20 protein-coding genes are annotated in these 25024 nt (G+C 71.7%); 10 read left to right on the top strand and 10 right to left on the bottom strand.

Annotated features, from left to right (window positions below; genetic code table 11):
• Both ACIBSV_RS01185 and ACIBSV_RS01180 read right to left on the bottom strand, forming a co-directional pair.
• The gene (locus ACIBSV_RS01185; RefSeq protein ID WP_395858795.1) at positions 1 to 1653 is read right to left on the bottom strand and encodes a long-chain fatty acid--CoA ligase; all 1653 of its coding nucleotides are present in this window, start codon (positions 1651 to 1653) and stop codon (positions 1 to 3) included.
• A 117-nt stretch (positions 1654 to 1770) separates the two neighbouring features.
• Positions 1771 to 2199 carry an SRPBCC domain-containing protein gene (locus ACIBSV_RS01180; RefSeq protein WP_395858794.1) on the bottom strand — a complete coding sequence of 143 codons (429 nt, stop codon included), beginning with the start codon at positions 2197 to 2199 and terminating at the stop codon, positions 1771 to 1773.
• Positions 2200 to 2550: 351 nt separating this feature from the next.
• Between ACIBSV_RS01180 and ACIBSV_RS01175 the strand changes: the two genes are divergently transcribed.
• Positions 2551 to 3765, top strand: a complete 1215-nt coding sequence (locus ACIBSV_RS01175) for an alpha/beta hydrolase family protein (RefSeq protein ID WP_395858793.1) — start codon at positions 2551 to 2553, stop codon at positions 3763 to 3765.
• A 192-nt stretch (positions 3766 to 3957) separates the two neighbouring features.
• Here the strand turns inward: ACIBSV_RS01175 and ACIBSV_RS01170 are convergent, their stop codons facing one another.
• Entirely contained in the window at positions 3958 to 5514 is a 1557-nt protein-coding gene (locus tag ACIBSV_RS01170) for a cellulose binding domain-containing protein (RefSeq protein ID WP_395858792.1), read from the bottom strand.
• A gap of 813 nt (positions 5515 to 6327) precedes the next feature.
• Between ACIBSV_RS01170 and ACIBSV_RS01165 the strand changes: the two genes are divergently transcribed.
• From ACIBSV_RS01165 to ACIBSV_RS01155, 3 genes are all read left to right on the top strand, one after another.
• The gene (locus ACIBSV_RS01165; RefSeq protein WP_395858791.1) at positions 6328 to 7227 is read left to right on the top strand and encodes a lytic polysaccharide monooxygenase; all 900 of its coding nucleotides are present in this window, start codon (positions 6328 to 6330) and stop codon (positions 7225 to 7227) included.
• Between the two features lie 294 nt (positions 7228 to 7521).
• Entirely contained in the window at positions 7522 to 9642 is a 2121-nt protein-coding gene (locus ACIBSV_RS01160; RefSeq protein ID WP_395858790.1) for a glycosyl hydrolase family 18 protein, read from the top strand.
• Between the two features lie 524 nt (positions 9643 to 10166).
• Positions 10167 to 10358, top strand: a complete 192-nt coding sequence (locus tag ACIBSV_RS01155) for a hypothetical protein (protein WP_395858789.1) — start codon at positions 10167 to 10169, stop codon at positions 10356 to 10358.
• Between the two features lie 164 nt (positions 10359 to 10522).
• Here ACIBSV_RS01155 and ACIBSV_RS01150 read toward each other — a convergent pair whose 3' ends face one another.
• Positions 10523 to 11365, bottom strand: coding sequence for a carbohydrate-binding protein (locus ACIBSV_RS01150; protein ID WP_395858788.1), 843 nt, complete (start codon positions 11363 to 11365; stop codon positions 10523 to 10525).
• Between the two features lie 77 nt (positions 11366 to 11442).
• The gene (locus ACIBSV_RS01145; protein WP_395858787.1) at positions 11443 to 12381 is read right to left on the bottom strand and encodes an AraC family transcriptional regulator; all 939 of its coding nucleotides are present in this window, start codon (positions 12379 to 12381) and stop codon (positions 11443 to 11445) included.
• A 373-nt stretch (positions 12382 to 12754) separates the two neighbouring features.
• Here ACIBSV_RS01145 and ACIBSV_RS01140 point away from each other — a divergent pair, with 373 nt between their 5' ends.
• Positions 12755 to 13090: an alpha/beta fold hydrolase gene (locus ACIBSV_RS01140; RefSeq protein WP_395858786.1), complete on the top strand. Its 336-nt coding sequence runs from the start codon at positions 12755 to 12757 to the stop codon at positions 13088 to 13090.
• Here the strand turns inward: ACIBSV_RS01140 and argF are convergent.
• On the bottom strand, positions 13074 to 14057 hold the full coding sequence (gene argF, locus ACIBSV_RS01135; protein ID WP_395858785.1) for an ornithine carbamoyltransferase: 984 nt from the start codon (positions 14055 to 14057) through the stop codon (positions 13074 to 13076). The genes ACIBSV_RS01140 and argF overlap by 17 nt on opposite strands.
• Before the next feature lie 436 nt (positions 14058 to 14493).
• Here argF and ACIBSV_RS01130 point away from each other — a divergent pair, with 436 nt between their 5' ends.
• Complete coding sequence (locus ACIBSV_RS01130) at positions 14494 to 15747, top strand: Cmx/CmrA family chloramphenicol efflux MFS transporter (RefSeq protein WP_395858784.1); 1254 nt, start codon at positions 14494 to 14496, stop codon at positions 15745 to 15747.
• A 104-nt stretch (positions 15748 to 15851) separates the two neighbouring features.
• Here ACIBSV_RS01130 and ACIBSV_RS01125 read toward each other — a convergent pair whose 3' ends face one another.
• From ACIBSV_RS01125 to ACIBSV_RS01110, 4 genes are read right to left on the bottom strand one after another with little or no spacing between them, the layout of a single operon-like run.
• A complete protein-coding gene (locus tag ACIBSV_RS01125; RefSeq protein ID WP_395858783.1) occupies positions 15852 to 17660 on the bottom strand; it encodes an SDR family oxidoreductase in 1809 nt (602 codons plus the stop codon).
• Positions 17657 to 18532, bottom strand: a complete 876-nt coding sequence (locus ACIBSV_RS01120) for a M24 family metallopeptidase (protein ID WP_395858782.1) — start codon at positions 18530 to 18532, stop codon at positions 17657 to 17659. Before ACIBSV_RS01120 ends, ACIBSV_RS01125 begins: the two co-directional genes overlap by 4 nt.
• Positions 18533 to 18592: 60 nt before the next feature.
• Positions 18593 to 19726, bottom strand: coding sequence for a PDR/VanB family oxidoreductase (locus ACIBSV_RS01115; RefSeq protein WP_395858781.1), 1134 nt, complete (start codon positions 19724 to 19726; stop codon positions 18593 to 18595).
• Positions 19727 to 19779: 53 nt separating this feature from the next.
• Complete coding sequence (locus ACIBSV_RS01110; protein WP_395858780.1) at positions 19780 to 20733, bottom strand: metal-dependent hydrolase; 954 nt, start codon at positions 20731 to 20733, stop codon at positions 19780 to 19782.
• Between the two features lie 383 nt (positions 20734 to 21116).
• On the opposite strand from ACIBSV_RS01110, the gene ACIBSV_RS01105 reads away from it, so the two are divergent.
• From ACIBSV_RS01105 to ACIBSV_RS01090, 4 genes are all read left to right on the top strand, one after another.
• Positions 21117 to 21800 (top strand): TetR/AcrR family transcriptional regulator, encoded by a 684-nt coding sequence (locus tag ACIBSV_RS01105; protein WP_395858779.1) that lies wholly within the window; start codon positions 21117 to 21119, stop codon positions 21798 to 21800.
• A gap of 199 nt (positions 21801 to 21999) precedes the next feature.
• Complete coding sequence (locus ACIBSV_RS01100) at positions 22000 to 22965, top strand: ATP-binding cassette domain-containing protein (RefSeq protein WP_331770861.1); 966 nt, start codon at positions 22000 to 22002, stop codon at positions 22963 to 22965.
• Positions 22965 to 23816, top strand: a complete 852-nt coding sequence (locus ACIBSV_RS01095) for an ABC transporter permease (protein ID WP_395858778.1) — start codon at positions 22965 to 22967, stop codon at positions 23814 to 23816. Before ACIBSV_RS01100 ends, ACIBSV_RS01095 begins: the two co-directional genes overlap by 1 nt.
• Positions 23813 to 25024 (top strand): sensor histidine kinase, encoded by a 1212-nt coding sequence (locus ACIBSV_RS01090; RefSeq protein ID WP_395858776.1) that lies wholly within the window; start codon positions 23813 to 23815, stop codon positions 25022 to 25024. The genes ACIBSV_RS01095 and ACIBSV_RS01090 overlap by 4 nt, the downstream gene beginning before the upstream one ends.

Here is a 25024-nt window from a genome sequence, read left to right as displayed (position 1 = left end):
TCAACCGCCGAATCGTGCTCGCAGTTCGCGTTTGAGCACCTTGTGGCTCGGGCCCAGAGGCAGTTCGGTGACGAACTCGACGCGGCGCGGATATTTGTGGCGGCCCATGCGATCTCGGGCCCAGGCGATGAGTTCGGCCCCCGTCGGGGGCGGGTCGGTGGTCGGGGCGAGGACGATCACCGCGCAGATCTCCTCGCCGAGCAGCCGGTCCGGCAGGCCGATCACCGCTGCCTGGGAGATGGCCGGGTGGCGCAGCAGCACCTCCTCGATCTCGCGCGGGTAGATGTTGAAGCCGCCTCGGATGACGATGTCCTTCTTGCGGTCGAGGATCGTGACGTACCCGTCGGCATCCTTGATGCCCACGTCCCCGGTGCGGAACCAGCCGTCCACGAGGGCCTCGGCGGTGGCCTCGGGGCGATTCAGATAGCCGGTGAAGACGTTGTGGCCCCGGACGACGATCTCGCCCGACTCGCCCGGCGCCAGCAATTCGATCGCGTCCTCGGTCTCGGCCCGGGCGATCTCGACGTCGACGCCCCACACCGGGTGTCCGACGGTGCCGGGCCTGGCGCCGAAGACCTCCTGGTTCACGGAGGCGGTCGGGGACGTCTCGGACAGGCCGTACCCCTCGTACACGATGGCGCCGAACGCCGCCTGGAACCGTTCCAACACCGGTACGGGCAACGACGCCCCGCCGGACAGACACAGGCGCAGTTCGGGCAACGCCGGTGCGGTGCGGGCGGCGTCGACCAGTGAGATGTACATCGTCGGCACGCCGTGGAAGGTGTTGACGCCCTCGGCGACCATCAGCGCGATCGCCGCTACCGGGTCGAAGCGCGGCAGCAGGACCAGGGTCGCGCCCACCCGCCAGGTCGAGTTCATGCTCACCGTCTGGCCGAACGCGTGGAACAGCGGAAGCGCGCCGAGCGCGATGTCGTCCGGGAGGGCGTGGTTCGCGTCGAGTGCGCTGACGGTCGCGTTCATGACCAGGTTCAGGTGGCTGAGCACGGCGCCTTTGGGCGTGCCGGTGGTGCCGCTGGTGTAGAACACGACGGCCGGGTCCTCCGGGGCGCGGGTGGCATACCCGACCATCGGCTCGACCGCGTCGCCCAGTTCCTCCAACCGCTCCGGAACGGCGCCGACTTCCGCGATCCCCTCGGCTCCCGCGATCCCCACCCCCTCGGTTCCCGCGACCTCCTCGATCCCCGCGATCCCCGCGATCCCCGTGTCGTTCGGGATGGGGTCGCCCGCCGCTTCCTCCGACCGCCCGATCGTGAGCATCCGCACCCCGGTCGCGCGGGCCGCCCGTTCGCCGACCGCGCGGTGCCTGTCGTGGCACAGCAGCAACTTCGCGCCGCTGTCGCGCAGCACGTACGCGGTCTCGTCCGAGGTGAGCAGGAGATGGACCGGGACGACCACGGCCCCGGTGGCCAGGATCGCGTAGTAGGCGCGTGGGAATTCGGCGGTGTTGGGTGCCATCAGCGCGACCCGGTCTCCCGGCCGTACCCCGATTCGGATCAGTGTGGCGGCCTGCACCCGGGCCTGGCGCCACAGGTCGGCGAAGCCGATCCGCACGTCGCCCTCGACCAGTGCGATGTGATCGGGCCTGCGCCGAGCCGCCTCGGCGAGGATCGCGGCGAGGGACAGAGAGGTCATTCGACGGTGCTCCTTTCCCCGGCTTCCGGCCTTTTCCGCGACCATCATCCGACCGGGGCTACGCGCCGAAGCGCAGCGGTTCGCCGGTTTCCAGGAGCGTCTTGAGGTTGGAGAGGATCATCGGCCAGCCCTCCTGAAGCTCTTGAGCATCTCGGAATCGGCCGCGAAGCCGTCGTGCAGGACACGGAGCGCGACCACTTCGCCGAGCGGTACCAGGTCGAAGGAGACCCGGGAGATCGGCTCCCGGCGGTGCTCGGCCAGTTGTTCCGGGCTCCAGCCGAACATCTCGCCGATCTCGGGCTCGTAGTTGTGCCAGGTGTAGGCCAGTCGGACCGGCGGTTCGGCCGTCAGGACCACCTGGCCGGCGTCGCGGGGAGCCATCCGGGGCGCCATCGACCAGCGGACCGGCGAGCCGACCTGCCAGTCGGACTCCGGTCCCGAGCCGTCGAAGTAGCGACTGATCTCGGTCCGGTCGGTCAGCGCGTGCCACAACACCTCGGGGGTGGTGCGGATGTACAGGACATAGGTGAACTGCGTGTCGGACACGGGGTTTCTCCCAAGTGGGGCGGCATCGCTCACGGGGCGACCGATGCCCGGGGATCGCCTTCGTCCAACTATCCGACGGTTCGGCCCGGTCGTCCGGTACCGTGCGCGCGCCACGCCGTAGGAGCGTGCCGAACCACCCGGAGGTGGGCCGGTCCGCCGGTCGGCTCCGCGCGGACGACACCCGCCGCTCACCGGGAGTGGGCGGCCCGTGTTCGGGCGGGCCGAACGGGTCACGGCCATCGTCGTCGTCCGTGAGAGGGTCGTGTGCCCCGTGGGAGGTATCCGGATCGCCTGCGGCGCTGCACCGGTCGGCCGATGTGCGCGAGCATTCGAGGGCTCCAGGATCGGACCATGACCGGATCCCCACCACGCCGGAGGGCCGCACCATTCGCTCTCGCCCTCTCCCTGGCACTCGCCTTGGCCCTGCCCACAACAGCGGCATCGCCCGCCTTCGCCTCCGCCCCCACCACGACACAGGTGTCCGCCGGCTCCGCCGCCACCCCGCGCACCTCGCTGCCCCGTCCCACCGGCCCCCATGCCGTCGGCCGGGAAACCCTCCACCTCGTCGACCGATCCCGGCGCGACCCGTGGGTGCCGGAGGCCGAAGCGCGTGAACTGATGGTCGGCATGTTCCATCCGGCCCGGCCCGGCACCGGTACGCCCGCGCGCTACGCCACGCTCGAGGAGGCCCGGCTGCTTGTGGCGGATCGGGGGCTGGGCGGCGTGCTCCCGGCCGAGACGCTGAGCGCCACCGGCATCGACGTCGCGGTCGACGCACGGCCCGCGCGTGGCCGGTTTCCGCTGGTCGTGTTGTCCCCGGGATTCGGTGTCTCGGCCTACACGCTCACCGGCCTGGCCGAGGAACTCGCGAGTCGGGGGTACGTGGTGGCCGCCGTCGACCACGCCTACGAGTCCGTGGGCACGGCCTTCCCCGGTGGACGGATGCTCACGTGCGTGGCATGCGAGAAGGCGCGTACCGAGGCGGATCTCGCGGCGGTGACGGCGGGCCGGGCCAAGGATGTGTCCTTCGTCCTGGATCGGCTCACCGGATCACGCCCGGCCTGGCGGTACGCCGCCCTGATCGACCGCAGCCGGATCGGCATGGTCGGCCACTCGATCGGCGGCGCGAGTGCGGCGGCGGCGATGGCGGTCGATCCGCGCATCCGGGCGGGCCTGAACATCGACGGCGCGTTCCACTCCGCCGTACCCGAAGAGGGCCTGCACGGAGGGCCGTTCCTGATGCTCGGCACGGACGACGACACGCACCGTCCCGGTGGCACGGACCGAAGCTGGGACGAGGCATGGAGCCGACTCGACGGCTGGAAGCGGTGGTTGACCGTGGCCGGCGCGAACCACTACACCTTTACCGACTTCCCGGTCTTCCTCGACGAACTCGGTCCGCCCGGAACCCCGTCACCGCCCACCACCCTCACCGGCCGTCGCGGGTTGGACCTGACCCGTGTCTACGTCGGGGCGTTCTTCGAACTCCACCTGAAGTGTGTTCCCCAGCCCCGGCTGACGGGCCCCACGTCGGCCGATCCGGAAGTGCGATTCCACAACCCGTGACGGGCCTTCGAGCCGATCCCCTTCCCCGGAACGGACCCGACCGCCTTCGGATCGAGTAATCCAGGCCGACTCTCCGGACCCGAAGACGGTCCGCCCGCCCCGAAAGGAGTGTGGCCCGGCGGCGCCGCGTGGGCGCCGCCGGGCTCGGGACGCACCGGCCGAAAGGGGGTCGACCGATGCGAGGTCGTCGGGTCAGCCGGTGAAGTTCTTGAAGAGGTTGGTGAATTCGTACGGTGACTGGCTGATGCTGCTGCACGTGGGCGAGACGCCGCCACCGGGGCAGGAGCCGTTGTCGCGACCCACCGACCAGAACGCCAGCCGACCGATGTGGTTGGTGTTCGCCCAGGTGACCAGCTTGGTCGCGTCCGACTGGACGAAGATCTTGCCGTTGAAGTTGCGGCCGATCATCGGGGTCACCGCGAGCATGCCCTTGAGTTCGGCGTCGGACTTGGTGGGCCAGATCTCCTTCATCTGACGCAGCGTCGATTCGGCCGCGGCGATCACCGCGTCGCCCCAGACCGGACGCGAGGTACCGAACTCCATCGTCATCGCGTTCACGACGTCCACTCGAACCCCGTTGTCGCGCGCGTTCTTGAGCAGGTCGACGCCCAGCGCCGGGGTGAGTCCGTAGTCGTCACCCTGGATCATCAGGGTGAAGCTGACGGTGGTGGCCGGCCGGTCGCGCTGCACCTTGGCGAGTGCCTTGTTCATGGTGCCGATCGGGATGGACGCCTCGATGTCGATGTCGAGATGCTTGACGCCGAGCGTGTCGATCACCTTCGTGTACGCGGCGGCGAGCGTGTCGACGCTGCCGCAGGACGCCTCCAGGTACGGGCCGGCCGCTCCGCCGAAGGCGACCACGACGTCACCGCCCTGGGCACGAAGCGCGGCGATCTGGTTGACGATGCGCGGTTCGTCGAGCGCGATCGTGCCGCCCCACTTGGGGTCACAGCCGCTGTTGCTGCCCAATACGAAGGCCAGCGTGAACAACTTCTGGCCGGTGGCCGCGGCCACGTCGGTCAGGGTGGGGGTGGGTGCGGTGATGTCGATGTAGGGGACGCTGCGCACCGATCCCGGCGGGTCGCCGCCTCCCGTCGTGGTACGGGCGATCAGCTCGGGCGTGAACGGGGACACGTTGCCCGATGCGTCCTTCGCGCGGACCTTGATCGGGTAGTCGGTGCCGGGGGTCAGCCCGGACAGGGTGACGCCTGCCGTGGCCGTGGTCGCGGTCGCCACGCCCGCGACGTACACGTCGTAGCCCGTGATCCGGTCGTTGTCGGTGGACGGGGTCCAGGCCAGGGCCAGCGCGGACGGGCCGGCGGTGGACACGCGCAGGTCGGTCGGTGTGCTGGGCGGGGTCGTGTCGGGTACGGCCGGTCCCACGCACGGGTTGCCGTTGAGCTTGCAGTCGACGGGAGTTCCCGGCCCCGCGCCGAGGAAGCCGAAGGTGACCGAGGCGCCGGGCGCGAGGGTGCCGTTGTAGTCGCGGTTGGTGAATACGTGATGGTTGCCGGATCCGGTCTTGAGGGCGTCCCAGTACGAACCGACGGTGGTACCGGCGGGCAGGTCGAACTCGACTCGCCACCCGGTGAGCGTGCCGGTGCCCTGGTTGCGGATCGTGTATTGCCCGGTGAAGCCGGAACCCCAGTCGGACGCCTTGGCGAAGGTCGCTTCGGGAGTCGCGGCGTGGGCGGCACCGGTGGGCAGGACCACCAGCGCGATCGGTGCGGCGACGGTCGCGGCCAGCACCCGGGCGAGTGCGCGCCACCCGCGTCGGGTGCGGTGGGGATGCCCCGTCTGAGACGAACGGGGCCTGAGAGAGCGCGAGTTGCGGTGTCTTGCGCGGAACACAGGGATCATCGAGCCGGCTCCTGGACACGTCTTGGGACGCGAGTCGGGGGACACGAGTCGGGGGACGAGAGACGTGGGGTGTGGGATGCGGAGGTGGGACATGCCGGGCGCGCGCCGCCGGTTGGCGTGCGCCACCGCTCGCGGCCGGACGGTGGGCTGTCGCTGCCTCCTTGCACGGACAATGGTCTATACCAACCCTGTTCCCGTCCATAGGTGCGCGGGCACTTTTTCGAGCCGCCCGGCAAGTATTGGCAAGACGCCTCCGGGGCGCGGGAAATTTTTCCTCGCCACAATGACGACACATCTGACGGTGCGTCAGAAGTGGAGCGATGCAGGCCAAGCCGAGTTTTCGACGGAGTTCGCGACACCTCGGTTGGGGATTAATGAAGCCTTCCCGGCCCGATCCCCTCGGAAAGACCGGCTCCGTGCTCTTGCGCGACCGGTCGAGCACGGCGACTCTGAGTACCGCCACGCCATTGGTCTATACCTGTCCCGCCGGACCGCAGGCGGCGGCACCCGTATGCCGGAACACCGGGATCCGTCGCGGCCGTCGCGGATCCCCGTCCCACCCGTGTCGACCCACCCCACCCGTGTCGACCCACCCGTCCGCGCCGACCGTCCCATCCGCGCCGATCCGCCCCATCCGAGGGCTCCCGTACGAGGCCTCCCGCACGTCCGCGTTTTCGGCAACTCCTTTACCCGGAGGGCTTCATGAAGTCTCGCCGCAAGGTGGCGGCTTTCGCCGCGACCTGCTGTCTGGCGCCCCTGACGATCGCCGCACTCTCCACCGGCACGGCCCAGGCACACGGCACGCTGAGCAATCCGCTCAGCCGCACCGGCACGTGTCGTGCCGAGAATCCGGAGAATCCCACGTCCGCCGCGTGCAAGGCCGCGGTCGCGATCGGCGGCACGCAGGCCGTGTACGACTGGAACGAGGTCAACCTCGCGGACGTTGCCGGCCGGCATCGTCAAGTGATCCCCGACGGCAAGTTGTGCAGTGCCGGGCGGGACAAGTACAAGGGCTTCGACCAGGCGCGCGCCGACTGGCCGGCGACCACCGTCGCCGCGGGCAGCACGTTCAACTTCCTGTTCCGGGCCACCTCCCCGCACCGGGGCACCTTCGAGTTCTACGTGACCCGGGACGGCTACGACCCCACCGTGCCGCTGAAGTGGTCGGACCTGGAGCCCACTCCGTTCCTGACCCAGACCAACCCGCCACTGGACAACGGGTCGTTCGTGATGAACGGCCGGATGCCCACCGGCAAGACCGGTCGCCATCTGATCTACGTCGTCTACCAACGCACCGACAGTCCCGAGGCGTTCTACTCGTGCTCGGACGTCGTCTTCGGCGCCGCGCCCGCCGCCGCGCGGGTGAACGCGGCGACCGCGCCGCTCGCGCACGAGACCGGCGCGCCGTACATCGAGCCTGCCGGACACAACCACCAGACCATCCACGAGGCCCCGGTCGCCGCGGCCGTGCCGGACAACGGCCCCGCCGGCGTGCCACGCGCGGCCGGCGTAGGCGCGGCGGGAGCGGGCGCGCTGATCGTCCTCGGCGGCGGCGTCCTGGTGCTCACCAACCGGCGCCGGGAGGCCCACGCGCGGCGCTGAACCACGCGCCGACGCCCCACAGATGCCACCTCCGGTCCGGACGAAGCCGACGGGCCCGACCAACCCGACGGCCGCCGCCGGGCCGGAGGTGGGCCAACTCCCCGCCCGACCCGCCGCCCCACGCACCCCGCCCCATCCCCGTGCACCGCGCCCCGCGGCGCCGGTGGATGCCGCACCCGCGCACGCCGCATCGCATCGCACCACCGCACCACCGTCTCGGATCCGCCGCCCCGCATCACCGTCCCGTCCCACCCGGCACCGTCCCTTCCCGTCCCTTCGAAAACGGGAGCACCGATGAGACGAGCACATCCGCTCCGCGCCCTGGCGACCGTGCTGACCACCGCAGCCGCGTCGCTGGGCCTCGTGTTGTCCGCGGGCGGCGCCGCGCCCGCCGCACCGACGACAGCCACCACGACCGCCACCGCCGCCGCGACGCCCGCCGCCGCGCAGCAGGCCCTCGGCACGCCGATGCCCGCTCGCGTGTTCGCGCCGTACTTCGAGGCGTGGACCGGCGAGAGCCCGGCGACGCTGTCCGCGCAGTCCGGTGCCAAGTACCTGACCATGGCCTTCATCCAGACCCCGAGCCGGGGATCCTGCACGCCGTACTGGAACGGCGACACCGGGATGCCGATCTCGCAGTCCACGTTCGGCGCGGACATCGCCACGATCCGCGCGGCCGGTGGCGATGTCATCCCGTCGTTCGGCGGCTACACCGCGGGCAACACCGGTACCGAGATCTCGGACAGCTGCACCAACGTCAACTCGATCGCCAGTGCCATACAGAACGTCATCTCGACCTACGACCTCACCCGGATCTGCCTCGACGTCGAGGACAACTCGCTCACCAATACCGCCGGCATCGACCGGCGCAACAAGGCGCTCAAGCAGGTACAGGCCTGGGCCGCGAGCACCGGCCGGCCGTTGCAGATCCAGTACACCCTGCCGACCACGACGCAGGGCCTGGCCCCCAGCGGCCTGGCCGTGCTGCAGAACGCGGTCACCAACGGCACCAAGGTCGACGTGGTCAACATCATGACCTTCGACTACTACGACAACCAGCCGCACCAGATGGCCGAGGACGCCAAGACCGCCGCGACCGGCCTGAAGAACCAACTCGCGCAGTTGTACCCGACCAAGACCCAGGCGGAGCTGTGGGCCATGGTCGGTGTCACCGTGATGCCCGGCGTGGACGACTTCGGCCCCGCCGAGACCTTCACCACCGCCGACGCGGTCACCGTCTACAACTGGGCCAGGACGCAGGGCATCAGCACCCTGTCGATGTGGGCCCTGCAACGTGACAACGGCAACTGCCCCGGCGGCGGGGCGGCCGACAACTGCTCCGGCATCCCGCAGGAACTGTGGCAGTTCACCCGTACGTTCGCGCCCTTCACCAGCGGGGGACCGGTCACCAACGACTTCTCGCTCGGGGTCAGTCCAGGGGCCGGTTCGGTGGCCAAGGGCGCGAGCACCTCGGCGACGATCAACACGGCGGTCACGGCCGGCAGCGCGCAGAACGTCGCGCTCACCGTCACCGGCGCGCCCACCGGGGTCACCGCGACGATCACCCCGACCTCGGTCACCGCGGGCGGGTCGGCGACGGTGAACATCGCCGCCTCCGCGTCCGCGACGCCGGGTACCTATCCGCTCACGATCAACGGAGTCGGGCCCTCGGCGACGCACAGCGCGACCTACCAGCTCACCGTCACGTCCGGGCCGACCACCGACGACTTCTCCATCCTCGTCGCACCCGCGTCCGGCACCGTCGCCCAGGGTGGGACCGGCACGGCGACGATCAACACGACGGTCACGGCCGGCAGCGCGCAGAACGTCGCGCTCACCGTGACCGGTGCACCCATCGGGGTCACCGCGACGGTCGATCCGACGTCGGTCAACGCGGGCTCGTCGGCGACGCTGAGCATCGCCGTGTCCACATCCGCGCAAACGGGCACCTTCCCGCTGACCGTCACCGGTGTGGGTCCCTCGGCGACACACAGCGCGACCTACCTGCTCACCGTCACCGCCATCAGCGGCGGCGGCCTGCTCAACGCGGACCTGGAGAGTGGCACGCTCAGCCCGTGGACCTGCCAGCCGGGCGGCGCGGTGGTCACCACCGTCGCGCACGGCGGCACCCACGCCATCGAGGCGGCGGCCGGCCCGGCGCAGACCGGGGAATGCCGGCAGACGCTGCAACTCGCCCCGAACTCGACGCATACGCTCACCGGTTGGGTCCGCGGGAATTACGCGTACCTGGGCGTCAGCGGCGGCGCGAGCGGCAGCACGTGGGCCTCGCCCGGGGCGACGTGGACCAAGCTGACGGTGCCGTTCACCGTCGGCGCGTCCGGCTCGGTGACCGTCTACCTGCACGGCTGGTACGCGCAGGGTTCGGTCTACGGCGACGACTTCGCGATCAGCTGAGCCCGGTTCGCCGGAGCGGGCCCCGCGGATCCGATCGGGTCCGCGGGGCCGGCAGCGCATGTCCCGTCGATCGCCCATGAACCCCGGTCGTCGGCTCGCGACCCCACCGTGAGCCGGCGGCCGGTCGTCGGCGTGAGAGCGGTGGAAGGTCTCGACGCGACCGGGTCGGCTCAGCGTCGGTGCGTTCGGGCGGCACCCGCGGGCAATACCCGCACGACGACGCCCGCGGGTGCCGCTCGTGGTGCCGCCGAACGCACCGACCCGACACGCGAGACTGCCGCGCGGATCAGTCACCGAGAGCCGCGCGGTGCACTTGGACGGCCGGATGCCGTGCGCCGAACCGACGCAGCGGATCGGCCTGTCCCGGGCGCGACCCGGGCGCGCATGTTGCGGCTGCTGGACGCGGGGTGTTGCGGGTGGCAGCGCCGGTGCGCCCGGGCACCTGGGCGCGGGTCAACTGGCGTGCTTCGCACTGCGGTTGGCCGATCGGGGAGACACCATGGAGCGCATCACCGTGCACTCCCGTGTGCAGTTCGTCGCGGGCCGGTGTGGGCGGCGTCGACACGGTGGGTGCGGTCGGTGGGGACTCGACCAACGAACTTCGGTCCGGTCCGGCACATTTGCGCGGTCCGCCCGGCGTGCACGACCCGCGGGCGCGGCTGCGCCTGGAGATGGTCGAGGAGGGCTACGACACCCCTATGCTCGACACCGGCTGAACGCTACCCGTCTGCTCGACGCGGGCTGATGCCACCGGTCCGCTCGCCACCGGCCGACCTGTACCGCGCGCCGCCGTCGGCGCCCGGCGCCGGACATGCCTCGGGCCCCGGCGGGTGGCGCCGCCGGGGCCCGTGATCGACTCGCCTCCCCCCGAGGGTGTCGATCAGACCCGCTGCCACAGAGCCGGCACGTTGGGCGGCTCCCAGCCCGGTTGTGCCGTGTGGCCCTGCAGACAACGGTAGTTCTGGCCGCCATAGGTCGCCGTACTGCCGGCCGCGTAGTTGGTGCCCACGCGCCAGGTGCCGCCCGGCGGGTTGGTGGGCGGCTCGCTCGTCGGCGGTTGCGTGGTCGGCGGCACGCCGTTCACGTTCAGCACGAAGTCGAAGGACGCCTCCCTGCCGTTGCCGACCGTACGCACCGTCATCAACAGTCGGGGGTCGAAGATGGTGTCGGTGTTGTTGCGCGGCTCACCCGGGAAGTACGTCTGCGTGGTGAGGATGCCGCGGTTGGGCGCCTGGACCTTCATGTGCAGGTGCCGGGTGCGGCCGGGGTACAGGCCCGGCACGATCGTGGTCAGCGAGTACGCCCCCTGGGCGTTGGTGAACTGGTGGCCACGGAAGGTGAATCCGACGTTGTCGTAGTTGCCGTTGGTGTCCGCCTGCCAGAAGTCGAGCAGGACGTTCGCCAGTGGCTGACACTGCCGACCGAACACGTATCCGGAGACGGTGAGCGGCACACCCGGGGTGTTGGGGGTGGTGAGCACCGAGCGCAGCGGTGAGTTGGGCTTGAAGTACGGGCCCTCGGTCTGCGCGATCGTCGGCTCGTCCCCGTCGTGGCAGAAGGGGGTGGGTTCCAGTGTGCCGGACTCGCGCTGCGACCTGGCCAGCGCGGGCACACCGCCGATGAGCAACGGGAGTGGGGCGGCCACCAGGGCCGCCTTGAGCAGATTCTTGCGGGTGATGCCGCGCCTGACGGGCTCGTCCTGATCGGTGTTGTCGGTGTCCACGGCGACCTCTCCTCGGCGAGGGGGACGGGCGGGCAGGGTCGAGGCATCGATCCGGCCCACTCGCGATTGGTCTGAACCTATGCGCGCCGCTCGGGTGCGTCGATGGACAAAGCACGGCCCTCGTGGTGCTTCGCGTTGATGTCCCGGCGATACTCCCCGGGGGTGCTTCCGGTCTCCCTGCGGAAGAATCGGCAGAAGTACGCGGGGTCCGCGAATCCCACCCGATCGGCGACCTGGCGCACCGTCAGATCACTGCCCGCGAGCAGCCGTTTGGCCTCGACCACCTGGGTCTGGCGGATGATCTGGCCGGGGGTGCGCCCGGTCGTGCTCTTCACCGCGTGGTTGAGGTGGCCCACCGATACACCCAGTTGGGCGGCGTACGCGCCGACCGTGCGATCCAGGGGATCCAGGTCCACCGGCCCGTCCAGCAGCCGGGTGAAGCGCTGGGCGATGACGGCGGTGGGGCCCGGATCGGGATCGGGGTCCACGTCCGCGCCGTTTCGGGCCGCGAGTCGTGCCGCGCGCAGGATCAGCACGTGCAGGTACGCCTGCAGGATCGGGATGAACCCCTCGCCCTGCTCGGCGTATTCGCGCCGCATCTCGGCCACCACCCCGGCCAGCCCCGGCGCCGCCTCGGGCGTGGGACGCAGCTTCGGGTGTCCGGCCAGGTCGCGTACCGTGTCCCGGTCCTCGGGGTGGGCGAGCAGGAAGTCGTCGTTGAACAGGACGACCCAGCCGCTGAGTTCCTGCATTCGGTGCCAGAAATGCACCTGACCGGGCGCGACGAAGAACAGGTGTGGCGGGTTGACCGTGCGCGGTACCAGGTCGATCACGTGGGTGCCGCGGCCGCCGGTCACGAAGGCGATCTCGTAGAAGGTGTGTCGATGGGGGAAGTCGGCGCGCGACATCGGCCCGATGGTGTCGAACGAGCCGATCGCGAACGGCAGGATGCTCGGCGCGGGGACGTCCAGTCGGTGCAGGGGGACCGCCGGACGAAGCTGGGTCGGCGAACTCATCGGCTCACCCCGACGCGTTCATCCGGCCGGTCCGGCTGGTCCGGTCGTTCGCCGGGCCTGGGCCGCCGGCTGGGCCCGTCCGGCCCTTCCGGCCTGTCGTAGCTGCGCGAATACCATGCCATGTCGGCCCCCTGTGGTTCCGGTCGATGCGGCCGGCGCTCGTTCGCGGCCAGGCTAGAGCGATCGATACCCGCCGTGGGCGACTTCGCACCGTCCGTCACGAACTGGCAAACACGGCCGCCCTGGTGGCCGCCGTGCGGGCGGCCGTGGCACGAGGGACGCCATCGCGCCGTTCGCCTACGGTGTCCGGGACGAACGGGCCCGGGCGCATCGCGCGGCCGAGGACACCCAGCGCAACGACGAGGCGGCGGCCGTGTTCGGGGCGGAGGGCGCCTTCGACCCGGCCGACACCCGTGCGGTGCCGGCCCGGTTCGAGGCGCCGGTCCTCCTGCTCGCCGGCGAGGTCGACGTCTCCGGTCCGCCGCGCGTGATGGGGGAGTTCGCCGCGTTGTTCCCGTACGCCGAACTCGTGGTCCAGGCCGGGGCCGGCCACTTCCCCTGGCTCGACGGCGCCGACCGTTTCGCCCGGACCACGGCGACGTTCCCGGGGTGGCGATGTGCCGCGCCCAGGAGCGTCGCGCGCCGGGGCACCGAGCCGTCCGCACCGGGGGTGTGGGCGCGAGCGCCTTCGGTCAGCCCGCGATGGTGAGCTGCATCAGGGCCTTCGCGGTGTGCATACGGTTCTCGGATTGCTCGAAGACGCGGCTTCGGGGCCCTTCGAAGACCTCGTCGTCCACCTCGAGGATGTCCGGCTGGGCGCGGGCGGTTTCGGTGTCGAGGTCGTGGAAGGCTGGGAGGCAGTGCAGGTAGATGGTGTCCGCGCGGCCGGTGCCGGCCATCAGGTCGGGGGTTACCTTCAAGTCCCGGAGCAGGTCGATGCGTTCGCGGGTGTGCGCCTCCTCGCCCATGGACACCCACACGTCGCCGTAGACGGCCGCCGAGTCGGCCAGGGCTCGGCGGGGCGACGCGGTGACGGTGATCGCGGCGTGCGGGGACTCGGCCTCGGCGAGCAGTTCGGCGATGGATCCGGGGTTCGGGTGCAGCGGTTCGGGGGCCAGGACGCGCAGGTCCAGACCGAGTTTGGCGGCGGCGATGGCCAGCGTGTACGCCACGTTGTTGCGGCCGTCGCCGACGTAGGTGACGGGCAGGCCCTCCAGGCGACCGAAGTTCTCGCGCAGGGTGAGCAGGTCGGCGAGGACCTGGGTGGGATGGTACGAGTCGCACAGGCCGTTCCACACCGGCACGCCCGCGTGGCGCGCGAACTCGGCGATGGTCGCGTGTTCGAAGCCGCGGAACATCACACCGTCGAAGACCCGACCGAACACTCGGGCGATGTCGCGGACGGACTCCTTGACGCCGAACCGGATGTCCTCGCGGCTGAACAGCTCCGGATGCGCGCCGGACTGCGTCGCGGCGACCACGAACGAGACCCGGGTGCGGCACGAGGGCTTGAGGAAGATCAGCGCGATGTTGCGACCGGCCAGGACCGGGACGCGTTCGCCGTGCGCGGCCCGCTCCTTGGTGTCCGCCGCCCGGTCCAGCAACTCGGTGATCTCGTCCGCTTCGACGTCGCGCAGGGAGAGCAGATTGCGGCTTTTGAGGGTGGAATACCCCATGGGACGACCTCGATTCGACGACTCGATGTTGCATGAATATTCCTTACTCGGCATCATCATGCACTATGGCGCGTCGGTGCGGCATCTGTTTCCACCCGGAAACCGGTGGAGGCCGGGCGGGTCCGGCTGGTAGCTTCCCGATCGTGTCCAGCCCCGAGTCGGACAGACGACGGCCGCCGGTGAAGCGGTGGCCGACCTCCTGTCGAACGTGTCGATGAACTGAGCCGCCCGGCCGCAGCAGCGAGCCGAGGGCGTGCTCGGACCCGTCCGCGGGCATGACCGCCACCCGAGTCGCCGGAGCAGCGAAGTGTGGGCTCCCGCGCCGCCGTTGCGACACCCGTGCAAGCAAGCCGGTGTCGTACGCACGCGCGGACGTGGCCCACCCCTGCCCAATCGGATCCGGATCGGATCCCTCGGACGTCCATGGGGTTTCGTCATGCCATTCGCTGTCTACGTGCTCGGGCTCGCGGTCTTCGCCCAGGGCACCTCGGAGTTCATGTTGTCCGGCCTGCTCTCGGGCATCGCCACCGACCTGCACGTGTCCATTCCCACTGCCGGGCTGCTGACCTCGGCGTTCGCGATCGGGATGGTGGTCGGCGCGCCCGCGATGGCGCTGCTGAGCCGCACCTGGCCCCGTCGGCGCGCGCTGTTGTCGTTCCTGGGCGTGTTCATCGCCGTGCACGTGGTCGGGGCGCTCGCCCCGAACCACCCGGTCCTGCTGGCCACCCGGGTGATCGGCGCGCTCGCCAACGCCGGGTTCTGGGCGGTCGCCCTGGTGACCGCGATCGACCTGGCCGGGCCCGAACGCCGAGCCCGAGCCACGTCCGTGGTGGTCGGTGGGGTCACCCTCGCGTGTGTGGCGGGCGTGCCCGCCGGCGCGTTGCTGGGCGCGTGGTGGGGGTGGCGCTCGGCATTCTGGGCGGTGGCCCTGGTGTCGCTGCCGGCCGTGTTCGCGATCGCGCGCACGGTGCCGAACCGGCCGGTCCAGGTGGATGCCACGGTCGGCGCGCGCCGCGAACTGCGAGCCCTGGCCACGCCGCCGCTGCTGATCACGCTGCTGCTGAGCGCGCTCGTGCAGGGCGCGACATTCGGTACGTTCTCCTACCTCGAAGCGCTGGTCACCGACGTCGCCGGGCTCGGCGACGGCTGGGTGCCGCTCGCGCTCGCGCTGTTCGGGGCGGGCTCGTTCATCGGCGTCACCGTCGCGGGCCGCGTCGTCGACGCGCGGCCGAACACGCTGATCACGGCCGGGATGGCGGCGCTCGCGGTGGGATGGGCCCTCCTCGCGGCGACGGCCGCTCATCCGGTCGCGGTGATCGTGCTCGTCCCGGTGCAGGGGATGCTCGCGTTCGGTACCGGAACGGCGCTGATTTCCAGGGTGCTTCGGCTCGCCCCGGCGACCTCGGCATTGGCCGGAGCGGGCGCCACCGCCGCCTTCAACGTGGGCGGCGCTCTCGGACCCTGGCTCGGCGGCCTGGCCATCGACGCCGGGTTCGGCTACCGCGCGCCGGTGTGGGTGAGCGCGATCCTGATGGGTGCGGCCCTTGCGGTGGCGGGGCTGACGTATCGGGCGACCCGGGCGAGCGCGGCGACCGAGGCGTCCGACGCGATTCAGGTGCCCGAGATGTCCCAGGCGCCCCAGGCGCCCGAGGCGGGGCAAGCGCCTGAGCCCCGCGGACGCGTCCGGTAGTTCCCACGGTTTTCACTCCACGACGCCGGTCGGGCGGGTTCACCCACCCACCCACCCACCCACCCACCCACCCGACCGGCATCGCAGCCGTCGGTCCGGAGTCGTCAGCCCGTCCCGACCCGCGCCAGCACCCGCATCGCCCCCGGCGACACCCGACTCAGCAACCGGCCCGCCTTCGCCTCCGGCGTCACCGCCACCACCGCCCGCCGCCGGCGGATCGCCCGCACGATCTGGTCGGCGACCTTCTCCGGCGGGTAGTTCCGCCGCGCGTACAGCCTGGAGAACCGTTCCCGGCGCGCGTCCTGTTCGGTGTCGTCCACGCCGGAGAAGGTGGTGCTGCGGGTGATCCCGGTGTTCACGATGCCGGGGCAGATCGTGCTCACCCGCACGCCCGAACCGGCGAGCTCGGCCCGCAGGCAGTCGGACAACATCGCCACCGCGGCCTTGCTCGTCGCGTAGGCCGCCAGCATCTTGGCCGGCGTATACGCCGCCGCCGACGCGAGGTTGACGATGTGCCCGCCTTCGCCGCGCTCGGCCAGCAGGGTGCCGAACGCCCGGCAGCCGTGGATCACGCCCCACAGGTTGACGTCGAGCACACGCTTCCACTCGGCGTTCGTCGTGGCCAGGAACGTGCCCGAGTGACCCACACCGGCGTTGTTGACCACGATGTCCGGGACGCCGTGCGCGTGCACGACCTCGGCGGCGAACGTGTCCATCGCCGCGCCGTCGGCCACATCCACCCGATACGCGTGCGCCGCCCGCCCGTACAGCCGGGCCAGTTCGGCCGTGCGCTCGGCGGCGGGCAGATCCAGATCGCACACCACCACATCCGCGCCCTGTTCGGCGAACGCGACCGCGGTGGCCCGCCCGATCCCACCACCCGCGCCGGTGACCAGCGCGAGCCGTCCCGAGAACGGGTCCCTGCCGGGCGGGCGTTCGCGCTGCCGGGCCAGGTCCAACGCCGGTGTCGCGGTGCCGTGCTCGATGTGTTCGACGAACTCGCGGGTCATTCGGGCCACGGTCGGTCCCTTCTCCAGGAGGGCGGACCAATGGCCCGCGGCGACGGTCCGCCGCCACAGCCGGGGCACCCAGCGTTCCAGGCCCTCGGACAGCGCCGCCCCGACGTAGCGGTCGTCGGTGAGCGTGATCAGTTGTACCGGCACGGTTGTCTCCCGGCGACCCGGCAACACCATGCGCGGCAGCATGTTGGCGCGGTACAGCGCGATCCCGCGCACCGCGTCCTCGACCAGCGTGGCCTGCGGGTGCCCGGCGCGCGGCCGGATCCCCTCCGCCCCGGCCAGCACCCGATCCCAGCGGGCGGCCAGTCCCCGCCGCCAGGTCGCGGGCGCGAGCACCGGCAGGTGGAACGCGGTGATGTACCACGAGCGCACGGACTGCGCCGCGAGTTGTCGCAGATGCCGGGGGGTGGGCCGGGCGAACCGGGCGCGGGCCCAGTGCCCGACGTGGTCCAGACACGGCCCGGAGATCGAGGTGTACGAGGCGATCCGGCGCGGGCCGGCCCGATCGGTGACCGCCTCCCAGGCCTGGATCGAGCCCCAGTCGTGGGCCAGCACGTGTGCCGGCCGATCCGGGGCGACCGTCGCCAACACCGCGAAGAGGTCGGCCGCCAGTTGTTCGAGCCGGTAGCCGTAGCGACTCCCGGGCGCGCCGGAGGCACCCGCGCCGCGCACGTCGTAGCGGACCACCCGGTGATCGCGCTCCAGGTCGGCGACGACGTCGTCCCAGACCCGATGGGTGTCCGGATAGCCGTGCACCAGCAGCACCAACGACCGGTCCTCCGGGCCCTGTTCGTACACCGCAAGGGGAACACCGGCGGAGACCACCGTGCGGGTGCGCGGGGCCTCGACCGCGTCGACCACGCGCTTCGCGTCGGACGCGGGCGGCGCCGTCATCGCCCACCCGCCGCACGCACCCGGTGCACGTGCGGCACGTCCTCGTCCAGCCAGTACGCGTCGTCGTCGGTGACCACCAGCAACTCCTCGAATTTGACGCCCACCGCACGCAACGCGATGTGCGGCTCCACCGCCCACAGTCCCGGCGTCGGCGCGTGCCGGGACGCCCGGCCGTCCGCCCACAGCGGCGAACGCCCGTGCAGGCGCTCGCCGATCAGTTCCCGGCCCAGGGTGCGCAGCGTGCGCACGCCGAAGCCCAGGGCGTTCACCCCGACCGGCCGGCGCAGGGTCACCCGGGTGACCCGATGGCCGATCACCCGGCCGGGATAGACCCGATGCCGGTTGTCGTAGCCGTGTTCGAGGATCAGCGCGTCCACCGCGCGGTACACGTCGTCGAGCGCCTTGCCCGCCCTGACCTCGCGCAGGATCAGGTCGCGGTACGCGCCGAGGTCGAGGACCAGGCGATCCCACACCGCGTTCTCGCCGACTTTGCCGGCGTAGCCGATGTCGGCGGTGTACCCGTCCACGATCGGCGCGCAGTCCAGCACGTACGGCATGCCCTCGGTGAGCACCCGGTCGGTGGCGAAGAACTGGAGCGAGGTGTGGAAGTTCCGGAAGGCGGTGCGGTCGCCGAACCACGCGAACGGGATGTGGAAGAAGTCCCGGACTCCCTCCGCCACCAGTTCGCGGCGCAGCCGAGCGGCGGCCCGACGCTCCGTCACGCCCGGCTCGATCCAGGCCGCGACGCGCTCGGCGCAGCGGTAGGCCAGCCGCTGCACGTCGCGGAAACGATCCAGGTCGACCTCGTCGAACGCGAACGCCGGGATCCCTCGGGGCGGTCGCGCCGCCGGAACCTGTAGCCGTGTGCTCATGTCCTCCGCCTTCGTGGGGGGGGTGGGATGGCGGCCGCGGGCGTTCGCCCGCGCGGTCGCTCACAGGTCCAGGACCAGCCGCTCGCCTTCCGCGGCGCGCGAGACGCACACCAACATCGCGCCGGCCGCCCGCTCGTCGTCGGTCAGGCGCAGATCGCGGTGGTCGACCTCGCCGGCCAGTACGCGCACCCGGCACACACCGCAAAACCCCTGCCGGCACGAGTAGGCGGTCTGCGGCAGGGCCTCGCGCAGCACGTCCAGGGCGGGCCGGTCGGCGGGCACGGCCAGATCGATCCCTGCGCGCCGCAGGCGCAGTTCGAAGGGTCGCCCGTCGACCACCGGGGCGGGCGCGAAGCGCTCGAAGTGCAGGCCGCCGCCCGGGCCGGCGTCGACGGCGGCGCGGACGCCGGCCAGCATGGGTGCCGGCCCGCAGCAGTACACCGCAGCCCCGGCGGGTGCTCGACCCACCAGTTCGGCGCAGTCGGGCGGGCCCGCCTCGTCGTCCGCACGCACCTCGAACCGCTCGCTCGAAGCGCACAGTTCGCTCAGCTCGGCGCCGAATGGCAGCGAGGCGCGGGTGCGGCCGAGGTGGATCAGCCGCCAGTCCAGGCCGGCCCGCGCGGCCTGACGCACCATCGGCAGGATCGGGGTGATGCCGATGCCGCCGGCCAGGAACAGCACGGCGGGCTCGGCGGCGAAGGGGAACGCGTTGCGTGGACCGACCGTGCGCAGCGTCGCGCCCACCGGCAACGCGTCGTGCATCTCCACCGATCCGCCGCCGCCCTCGGGCAGTCGGCGGATCGCGATCCGGTAGGTGTAGCGGTCCAGGGGGTCGCCGCACAGCGAGTAGTGGCGGCGGCGTCCGGAGGGCAGTTCCAGGAGCAGGTGGGCGCCGGGCTGCCAGTCGGGCAGCCGGCCGCCGGCCGGCGCGGTCAGCCGCAGCGAGATCACCTCCCGCGCCTCGACGACCCGCTCGCGGACCACGAGTTCGAGCATTCCCGCCCGTCGGGTCGGGGGATGGGGCGCGCCGGATCGGGCCCGCCGCCGGCCCCGGTGCGCGACCGCGTCGGTGTGCAGCCGGCCGAGCACGGTCAGCGCGCGCATCATCCGGTCGGCGCGCTCGCGCCCGTACAGGTCCGGCGGCGCGGTGCTCGGCCCGCCGGATATCGAAGTCGGCGGCGTGGACGGGCTCATGGGCATCCTCGGCATCCTCGGTGTCCGGGACGGACGGCCGGGCGGGTGCGCGCTCACCGGGCGGCGGCGCGGGCGGCGGGCGAGCGGGCCAGGTACGCGACGGCCTGGCCGGTCGAGCCCTCCTGGGTGGGGTGGTAGCGCGGCTTGACGTAGCGCGCGGCGGACCGCGCGGCCCCGGTAAGTCCCGGCAACAGCCCCCGACGCGACGCCTGTACGTACGCACGCCAGGTCGGTTTTGCGCGACCCTCCAATTCGGGATCGGTGAGCATCAGGAACCGCACACCGCGCACCCACAGCCAGGTCAGCACCGGTCCGGTGACCGCCATCGTGCGCATCCGGCGCAGGTAGCTCGGGTCCAGGTGGACCAGCAAGTCGTAGGCGACGCTGCGGTGTTCGACCTCCTCGGCACCGTGCCAGCGGAGCAGGTCGAGCATCATCGGATCCACCTCGGCCCGGTCCAGGCCGGGCGCGTTGAGCACCCAGTCGCCCAGGAACGCGGTGAAGTGCTCGATCGCGGCGATGATCGCCACGCGTTCGATCAGGTTCTCCCGGCCGGCCGCGCCGGTCGGGTCGTCCCGACGGCCGAGCACCCGGTGGAAGAGCCACTCGACCTGGCGCACGAACGGCGCCGGGTCCAGGCCCTTGGCGAGCAACAGGTCCAGTACGCCCTGGTGTGCCTCGGCGTGCACGGACTCCTGGCCGATGAAGCCGATCACATCCTCGCGCAGCCGCTCGTCGGTGATCAGCGGCAGCGCCTCCCGGAAGGTGCGCACGAACCAGCGCTCGCCCTCGGGAAGCAGCAGGTGCAGCACGTTCATCGTGTGCGTGGCCAGGGGCTCCTGCGGCACCCAGTGCATCGGAAGGCGCGACCAGTCGAAGTGCACGTCGCGCGGGTTGAGCGCCAGGTCGCGGTGTTCGTCGGTGCGAACGGCCGGCCTCTGCACCAGAGTTCGGGTCGAGCGCCGGGCGATCCGCGGGACCGCCGCGGCGGGTGGAACCGAGGACATGGCGATGCTCCTTCGTCGGAAGGATTCTTGTTACCTCACAGTAGGGAGTGTTGAATAAAAGTCAATACCTTGCTCGGACGGCACGAGTCCCGCCCCGGCGAGGCCCCGTCGAGGTGCGCCGAAGGGGCCTGGGCGCGATGTCGGTGGCGAGCCTGCCCGCGGGTACGAAGCCGGTCGGCGCGTACGTCGGTGATGAGGACGAGCGGCGGCACGATCGATGGACGGGCGTGCGACCGAGGGCTGTTCGGGAAGGAGTTCCCCGACTCTCGCGAGGTCGTCGCCGGTACTCTTGCCGTGGACGTGCGACATGGAGCGGAACCGCCCCCGCCGCGTCGCCGCCGACCCGTGCACGCACCTTGCCGCGATCGAGACCAGGGGCCGTTTTGAATCAGAGTCAACGCCCCCGACCGCAGGGTCGCCGGACCCCGCCCGACTCCGAACGCTCGCAGGCGCGCCGAGCCGAACTGGTGGCCATCGGTCGGCAGTTGTTCGCCAACACCTCCTACGACGCGCTGTCCGTGGACGAGATCGCGGCCCGCGCCAACGTGGCCAAGGGCCTGCTCTACTACTACTTCCGGAACAAGCGCGGCTACTACCTCGCGGTGATCGAGGACTCGGTCGCCGACCTGGTCGCCCGCGCCCGCAGCGACGCCGACCAGCCCGCCGCCGATCGGCTGCGCAACGTCCTGGACGGCTATCTGCGCTTCGCCCAGGGCAACGAGGCCGCCTACCGCACCGTGGTCAGCGGCGGGGTCGGCTTCGACACCGACGTGCTCACCATCCGCGAACGTGTCCGCGAGGAGATGCTCACCTCGCTCGCCGAGGGCGCCTACGGTCGGTCCGACCTGTCGCCGATCGCCCGCGCCGCGCTGATCGGCTGGTTGTACTGCGTCGAGGGGGTCACCCTGGACTGGCTCGCCCGCCGGGAACCGGAGCGCGAGGTGGTACACCATCTGCTGGTGATGCTGCTCCTGGACACGTTCGTCACCATCGCCCGACTGGACCCGGCGTGGCAGCCCCCGGCGGCGGCCCTGGCCCTCCGGCGCTCGAGCGGGCACCCGGAGTAGCCGACGCCGGGCACCCGTCGGGTCATCCCAGCGACGGACCCGTTCACCCTGGGGGCGCATGAATCGGCGCTCCCGGGTTCGCCCCCACGGCGATCGGCACGGGCCGGGCCGCCGGCTAGCGTTGAGGGCAGATCGGGCACCCGCCCGGCGGCCCTCCACGTGGAGGTGCCCAAGCACCGGAGCCACGGAGACGGCAGCGATGATCAAAGCCGACGCACTCACCAAGCGCTACGGGCCCAAGACCGCCGTCGAGGGACTGACCTTCACCGTCCGCCCCGGCGTGGTCACCGGCTTCCTGGGCCCCAACGGCGCCGGCAAGTCCACCACGATGCGGATGATCCTGGGCCTGGACCACCCCACCTCCGGCACGGTCACCGTCAACGGTCGCCGCTACGCCGACCATCGCGCCCCGCTGCACGAGGTCGGTGCGCTGCTGGAGGCCAAGGCGGTGCACACCGGGCGCTCGGCGTACAACCACCTGCTGTCGATGGCCGCCACCACCGGCATCCCCACCCGTCGGGTGCGTGAGGTGATCGAGATGGTCGGGCTGGACGAGGTGGCCCGCAAGCGGGTCGGCGGCTTTTCGCTGGGCATGGGTCAGCGCCTGGGCATCGCCACCGCGCTGCTGGGCGATCCGGCCACGCTGGTGCTGGACGAGCCGGTCAACGGGCTCGACCCCGAGGGCGTGTTGTGGATCCGCACGCTGCTCAAGTCGCTGGCCGCCGAGGGCCGCACGGTCTTCCTGTCCTCGCACCTGATGAGCGAGATGGCGCTCACCGCCGAGCACCTGATCGTGGTCGGCCGGGGCCGGCTGATCGCCGACGTCTCGGTCGCCGAGTTCATCCACAACGCCGCGCCCGACCAGGTCCGGGTCCGTACGCCCGACGCCGACCGGCTGCGCGCGCTGCTGTTCGGCCCGCGGGTGCGGATCAGCGGCCACGAGCGGGACGTCCTGGAGGTGTCCGGGGTGTCCAGCGACGACATCGGCCGGGTCGCCGCGGCGCACGGCATCACCCTGTTCGAACTGGTCCCGCAACAGGCTTCACTGGAGGAGGCGTTCATGGAATCGACCCGGGACGCGGTCGAGTATCGGGTGGCCGCGGGCGGACCCGGCCCGACGCGGACGACCGGCACGGGTCGCCGTCGCAAGGACGAGGTGGCCTGATGTCGACCACCACGACCATCGCCGGCGACACCACCGGCGTCCCCCGATTCGTCTCCACGGCAGCCGGCCGCGGCCGGATCACCTTCGTGCGGGTGCTCCACGCCGAGTGGATCAAGCTGCGCAGCCTGCGCTCGACCCTGTGGGTCCTGGCCACCGCCGTCTTCCTGGTGATCGCGCTGGGCCTGCTGGTCACCTCGGGCACGGTCGACCGCTGGCCGAACATGAGCACCGGCGAGCGGGAGCGATTCTCCGCACCCAACGCGAGCCTGACCGGGTTGTATCTGGCCCAGCTGGCGATCGGCGTACTCGGTGTCCTGGTGGTCACCGGCGAGTACGCCACCGGATCGATCCGGGCCACCATGTCGGCGGTGCCGCACCGGCTTCCGGTGTTGTGGGCCAAGACCGCGGTGTTCGCGACGGTCACCTTCGTGCTGATGCTCGCCACCTGCCTGGTCGCGTTCGTGACCGGACAGGCGGTGCTGGCGAAGGAGCACATCGACGTCTCGCTCGGCGACCCGGGCGTGCCGCGCGTGGTGGTGGGCGTCGCGGTCTACCTCGCCCTCACCGGCGTCCTGGCGATCGGGATCGGCGCGATCGTGCGCAACGCCGCCGGCGGCATCGCGATCGTGTTCGGACTGCTGCTGGTCCTGCCCGAGGTGGTCCGCGCGCTGCCCTCCGACTGGCAGGAGCGCATCACCAAGTACCTGCCCAGCGAGGCCGGTCAGGCGCTCAGCCGGTGGCACCCGACGGAGGGCGTGCTGTCCCCGGGAGCGGGCATCACGGTGTTCGTGCTCTACGCGGTGGCCGCGCTCGCGGTGGCGGCGGTGCTGCTCGGGCGGCGCGACACGTGAACACGATTCCCGCACGGTTCGGCGGCGAGCACGCGCTTGCCGCCGTACCGGCACGGGTGGTGGCCTTCACCCGCCGGCATCCGATCCGGGCCGACGCCACGCTCTCGCTCGCCCTGCTGTTCCTCTTCGAGGCCGGGAACGTGCTGCGGCTGTCCCCGTGGGGGGCGATGGGGGTGGTGCTGACCCTGCCGCTCGCGCTGCGCCGCCGGGCCCCGGTCGCGGTGTTCGTGGTGATCTCGGCCGCGGCGCTGGGGCAGTGGTCGATCGACGCGAAGACGGGCGCGGACGCGAGCCTGCTGATCGCGCTGTACACCGTGGCCGCGACCTGCGACCGGCGGCGCACCCTGTACGCGCTCGCCGTGGTCGAGATCGGCATCGTGCTCGCCGTCGCCCGTTGGACCGTGGACGGGTACCGGTTCGGCGCGTTCGTCGGGCTCAGCGCGATGGCCGTCACGGCGGCGGTACTCGGCGCCAACCTGCGCACCCGGCGGCGCTACCTGCTGGCCCTGGAGGAGCGCGCGCAACGCCTGGAACGCGACCAGGAACAGCAGGCCGAACTCGCGGTGGCGGCCGAACGCGCGCGGATCGCCCGCGAGATGCACGACATCGTCACGCACAACCTGTCGGTGATGGTGGCGCTCGCGGACGCCGCCACGATGACCGTGCACAGCAGACCGGACCGCTCGGCCGCCGCGATGGAGCAGGTCTCCGGCACGGGTCGGCAGGCGCTCACCGAGATGCGCCGCTTCCTGGGCGTGCTGCACGAGGACGAACCCGACGCCGCCCGGCACCCGCAGCCGGACCTGGCCCGGCTGGGCGCGTTGGCCGAACAGGTGCGCGCGGCCGGACTGCCGACCACGCTCACCGTGCAGGGCGACACCCGGAACGTGCCCGCGGGCGCGCAACTGGCGGTGTACCGGCTCGCCCAGGAGGCGCTGACCAACACCCTCAAGCACGCCCGGCCCGGCGCGAACGCGCGGATCCGGGTCCGGAGTTCGCCCGAGCGGCTGGAGCTGAGCGTGGTCGACGACGGCCGCCCACGCGCGCGCGACGTCGGCGATGGGGAGGAACCGCGCGGCGGGCGGGGACTGGCGGGCATGCGGGAACGAGCCGCCGTCTACGGTGGCGACGTGGAGGCCGGGCCGTTGCCCGGGGGCGGCTGGCGAGTGTCGGCGCTGTTGCACCTGACCGATCCGGGAGGATCCTGA

It is taken from the genome of Embleya sp. NPDC050154, assembly GCF_044460165.1.
Taxonomy (GTDB): domain Bacteria; phylum Actinomycetota; class Actinomycetes; order Streptomycetales; family Streptomycetaceae; genus Embleya.
This window is presented reverse-complemented; position numbering and strand designations above follow the sequence as displayed.

Excerpts from the sequence above, each read along its gene's own strand:
- ACIBSV_RS01185 (WP_395858795.1), bottom strand. The coding sequence starts at position 1,653 with ATGACCTCTCTGTCCCTCGCCGCGATCCTCGCCGAGGCGGCTCGGCGC.
- ACIBSV_RS01095 (WP_395858778.1), top strand. The coding sequence starts at position 22,965 with ATGTCGACCACCACGACCATCGCCGGCGACACCACCGGCGTCCCCCGA.
- ACIBSV_RS01130 (WP_395858784.1), top strand. The coding sequence starts at position 14,494 with ATGCCATTCGCTGTCTACGTGCTCGGGCTCGCGGTCTTCGCCCAGGGC.
- argF (WP_395858785.1), bottom strand. The coding sequence starts at position 14,057 with ATGGGGTATTCCACCCTCAAAAGCCGCAATCTGCTCTCCCTGCGCGAC.
- ACIBSV_RS01175 (WP_395858793.1), top strand. The coding sequence starts at position 2,551 with ATGACCGGATCCCCACCACGCCGGAGGGCCGCACCATTCGCTCTCGCC.
- ACIBSV_RS01100 (WP_331770861.1), top strand. The coding sequence starts at position 22,000 with ATGATCAAAGCCGACGCACTCACCAAGCGCTACGGGCCCAAGACCGCC.
- ACIBSV_RS01145 (WP_395858787.1), bottom strand. The coding sequence starts at position 12,381 with ATGAGTTCGCCGACCCAGCTTCGTCCGGCGGTCCCCCTGCACCGACTG.
- ACIBSV_RS01120 (WP_395858782.1), bottom strand. The coding sequence starts at position 18,532 with ATGAGCACACGGCTACAGGTTCCGGCGGCGCGACCGCCCCGAGGGATC.
- ACIBSV_RS01160 (WP_395858790.1), top strand. The coding sequence starts at position 7,522 with ATGAGACGAGCACATCCGCTCCGCGCCCTGGCGACCGTGCTGACCACC.
- ACIBSV_RS01165 (WP_395858791.1), top strand. The coding sequence starts at position 6,328 with ATGAAGTCTCGCCGCAAGGTGGCGGCTTTCGCCGCGACCTGCTGTCTG.
- ACIBSV_RS01115 (WP_395858781.1), bottom strand. The coding sequence starts at position 19,726 with ATGAGCCCGTCCACGCCGCCGACTTCGATATCCGGCGGGCCGAGCACC.
- ACIBSV_RS01110 (WP_395858780.1), bottom strand. The coding sequence starts at position 20,733 with ATGTCCTCGGTTCCACCCGCCGCGGCGGTCCCGCGGATCGCCCGGCGC.
- ACIBSV_RS01125 (WP_395858783.1), bottom strand. The coding sequence starts at position 17,660 with ATGACGGCGCCGCCCGCGTCCGACGCGAAGCGCGTGGTCGACGCGGTC.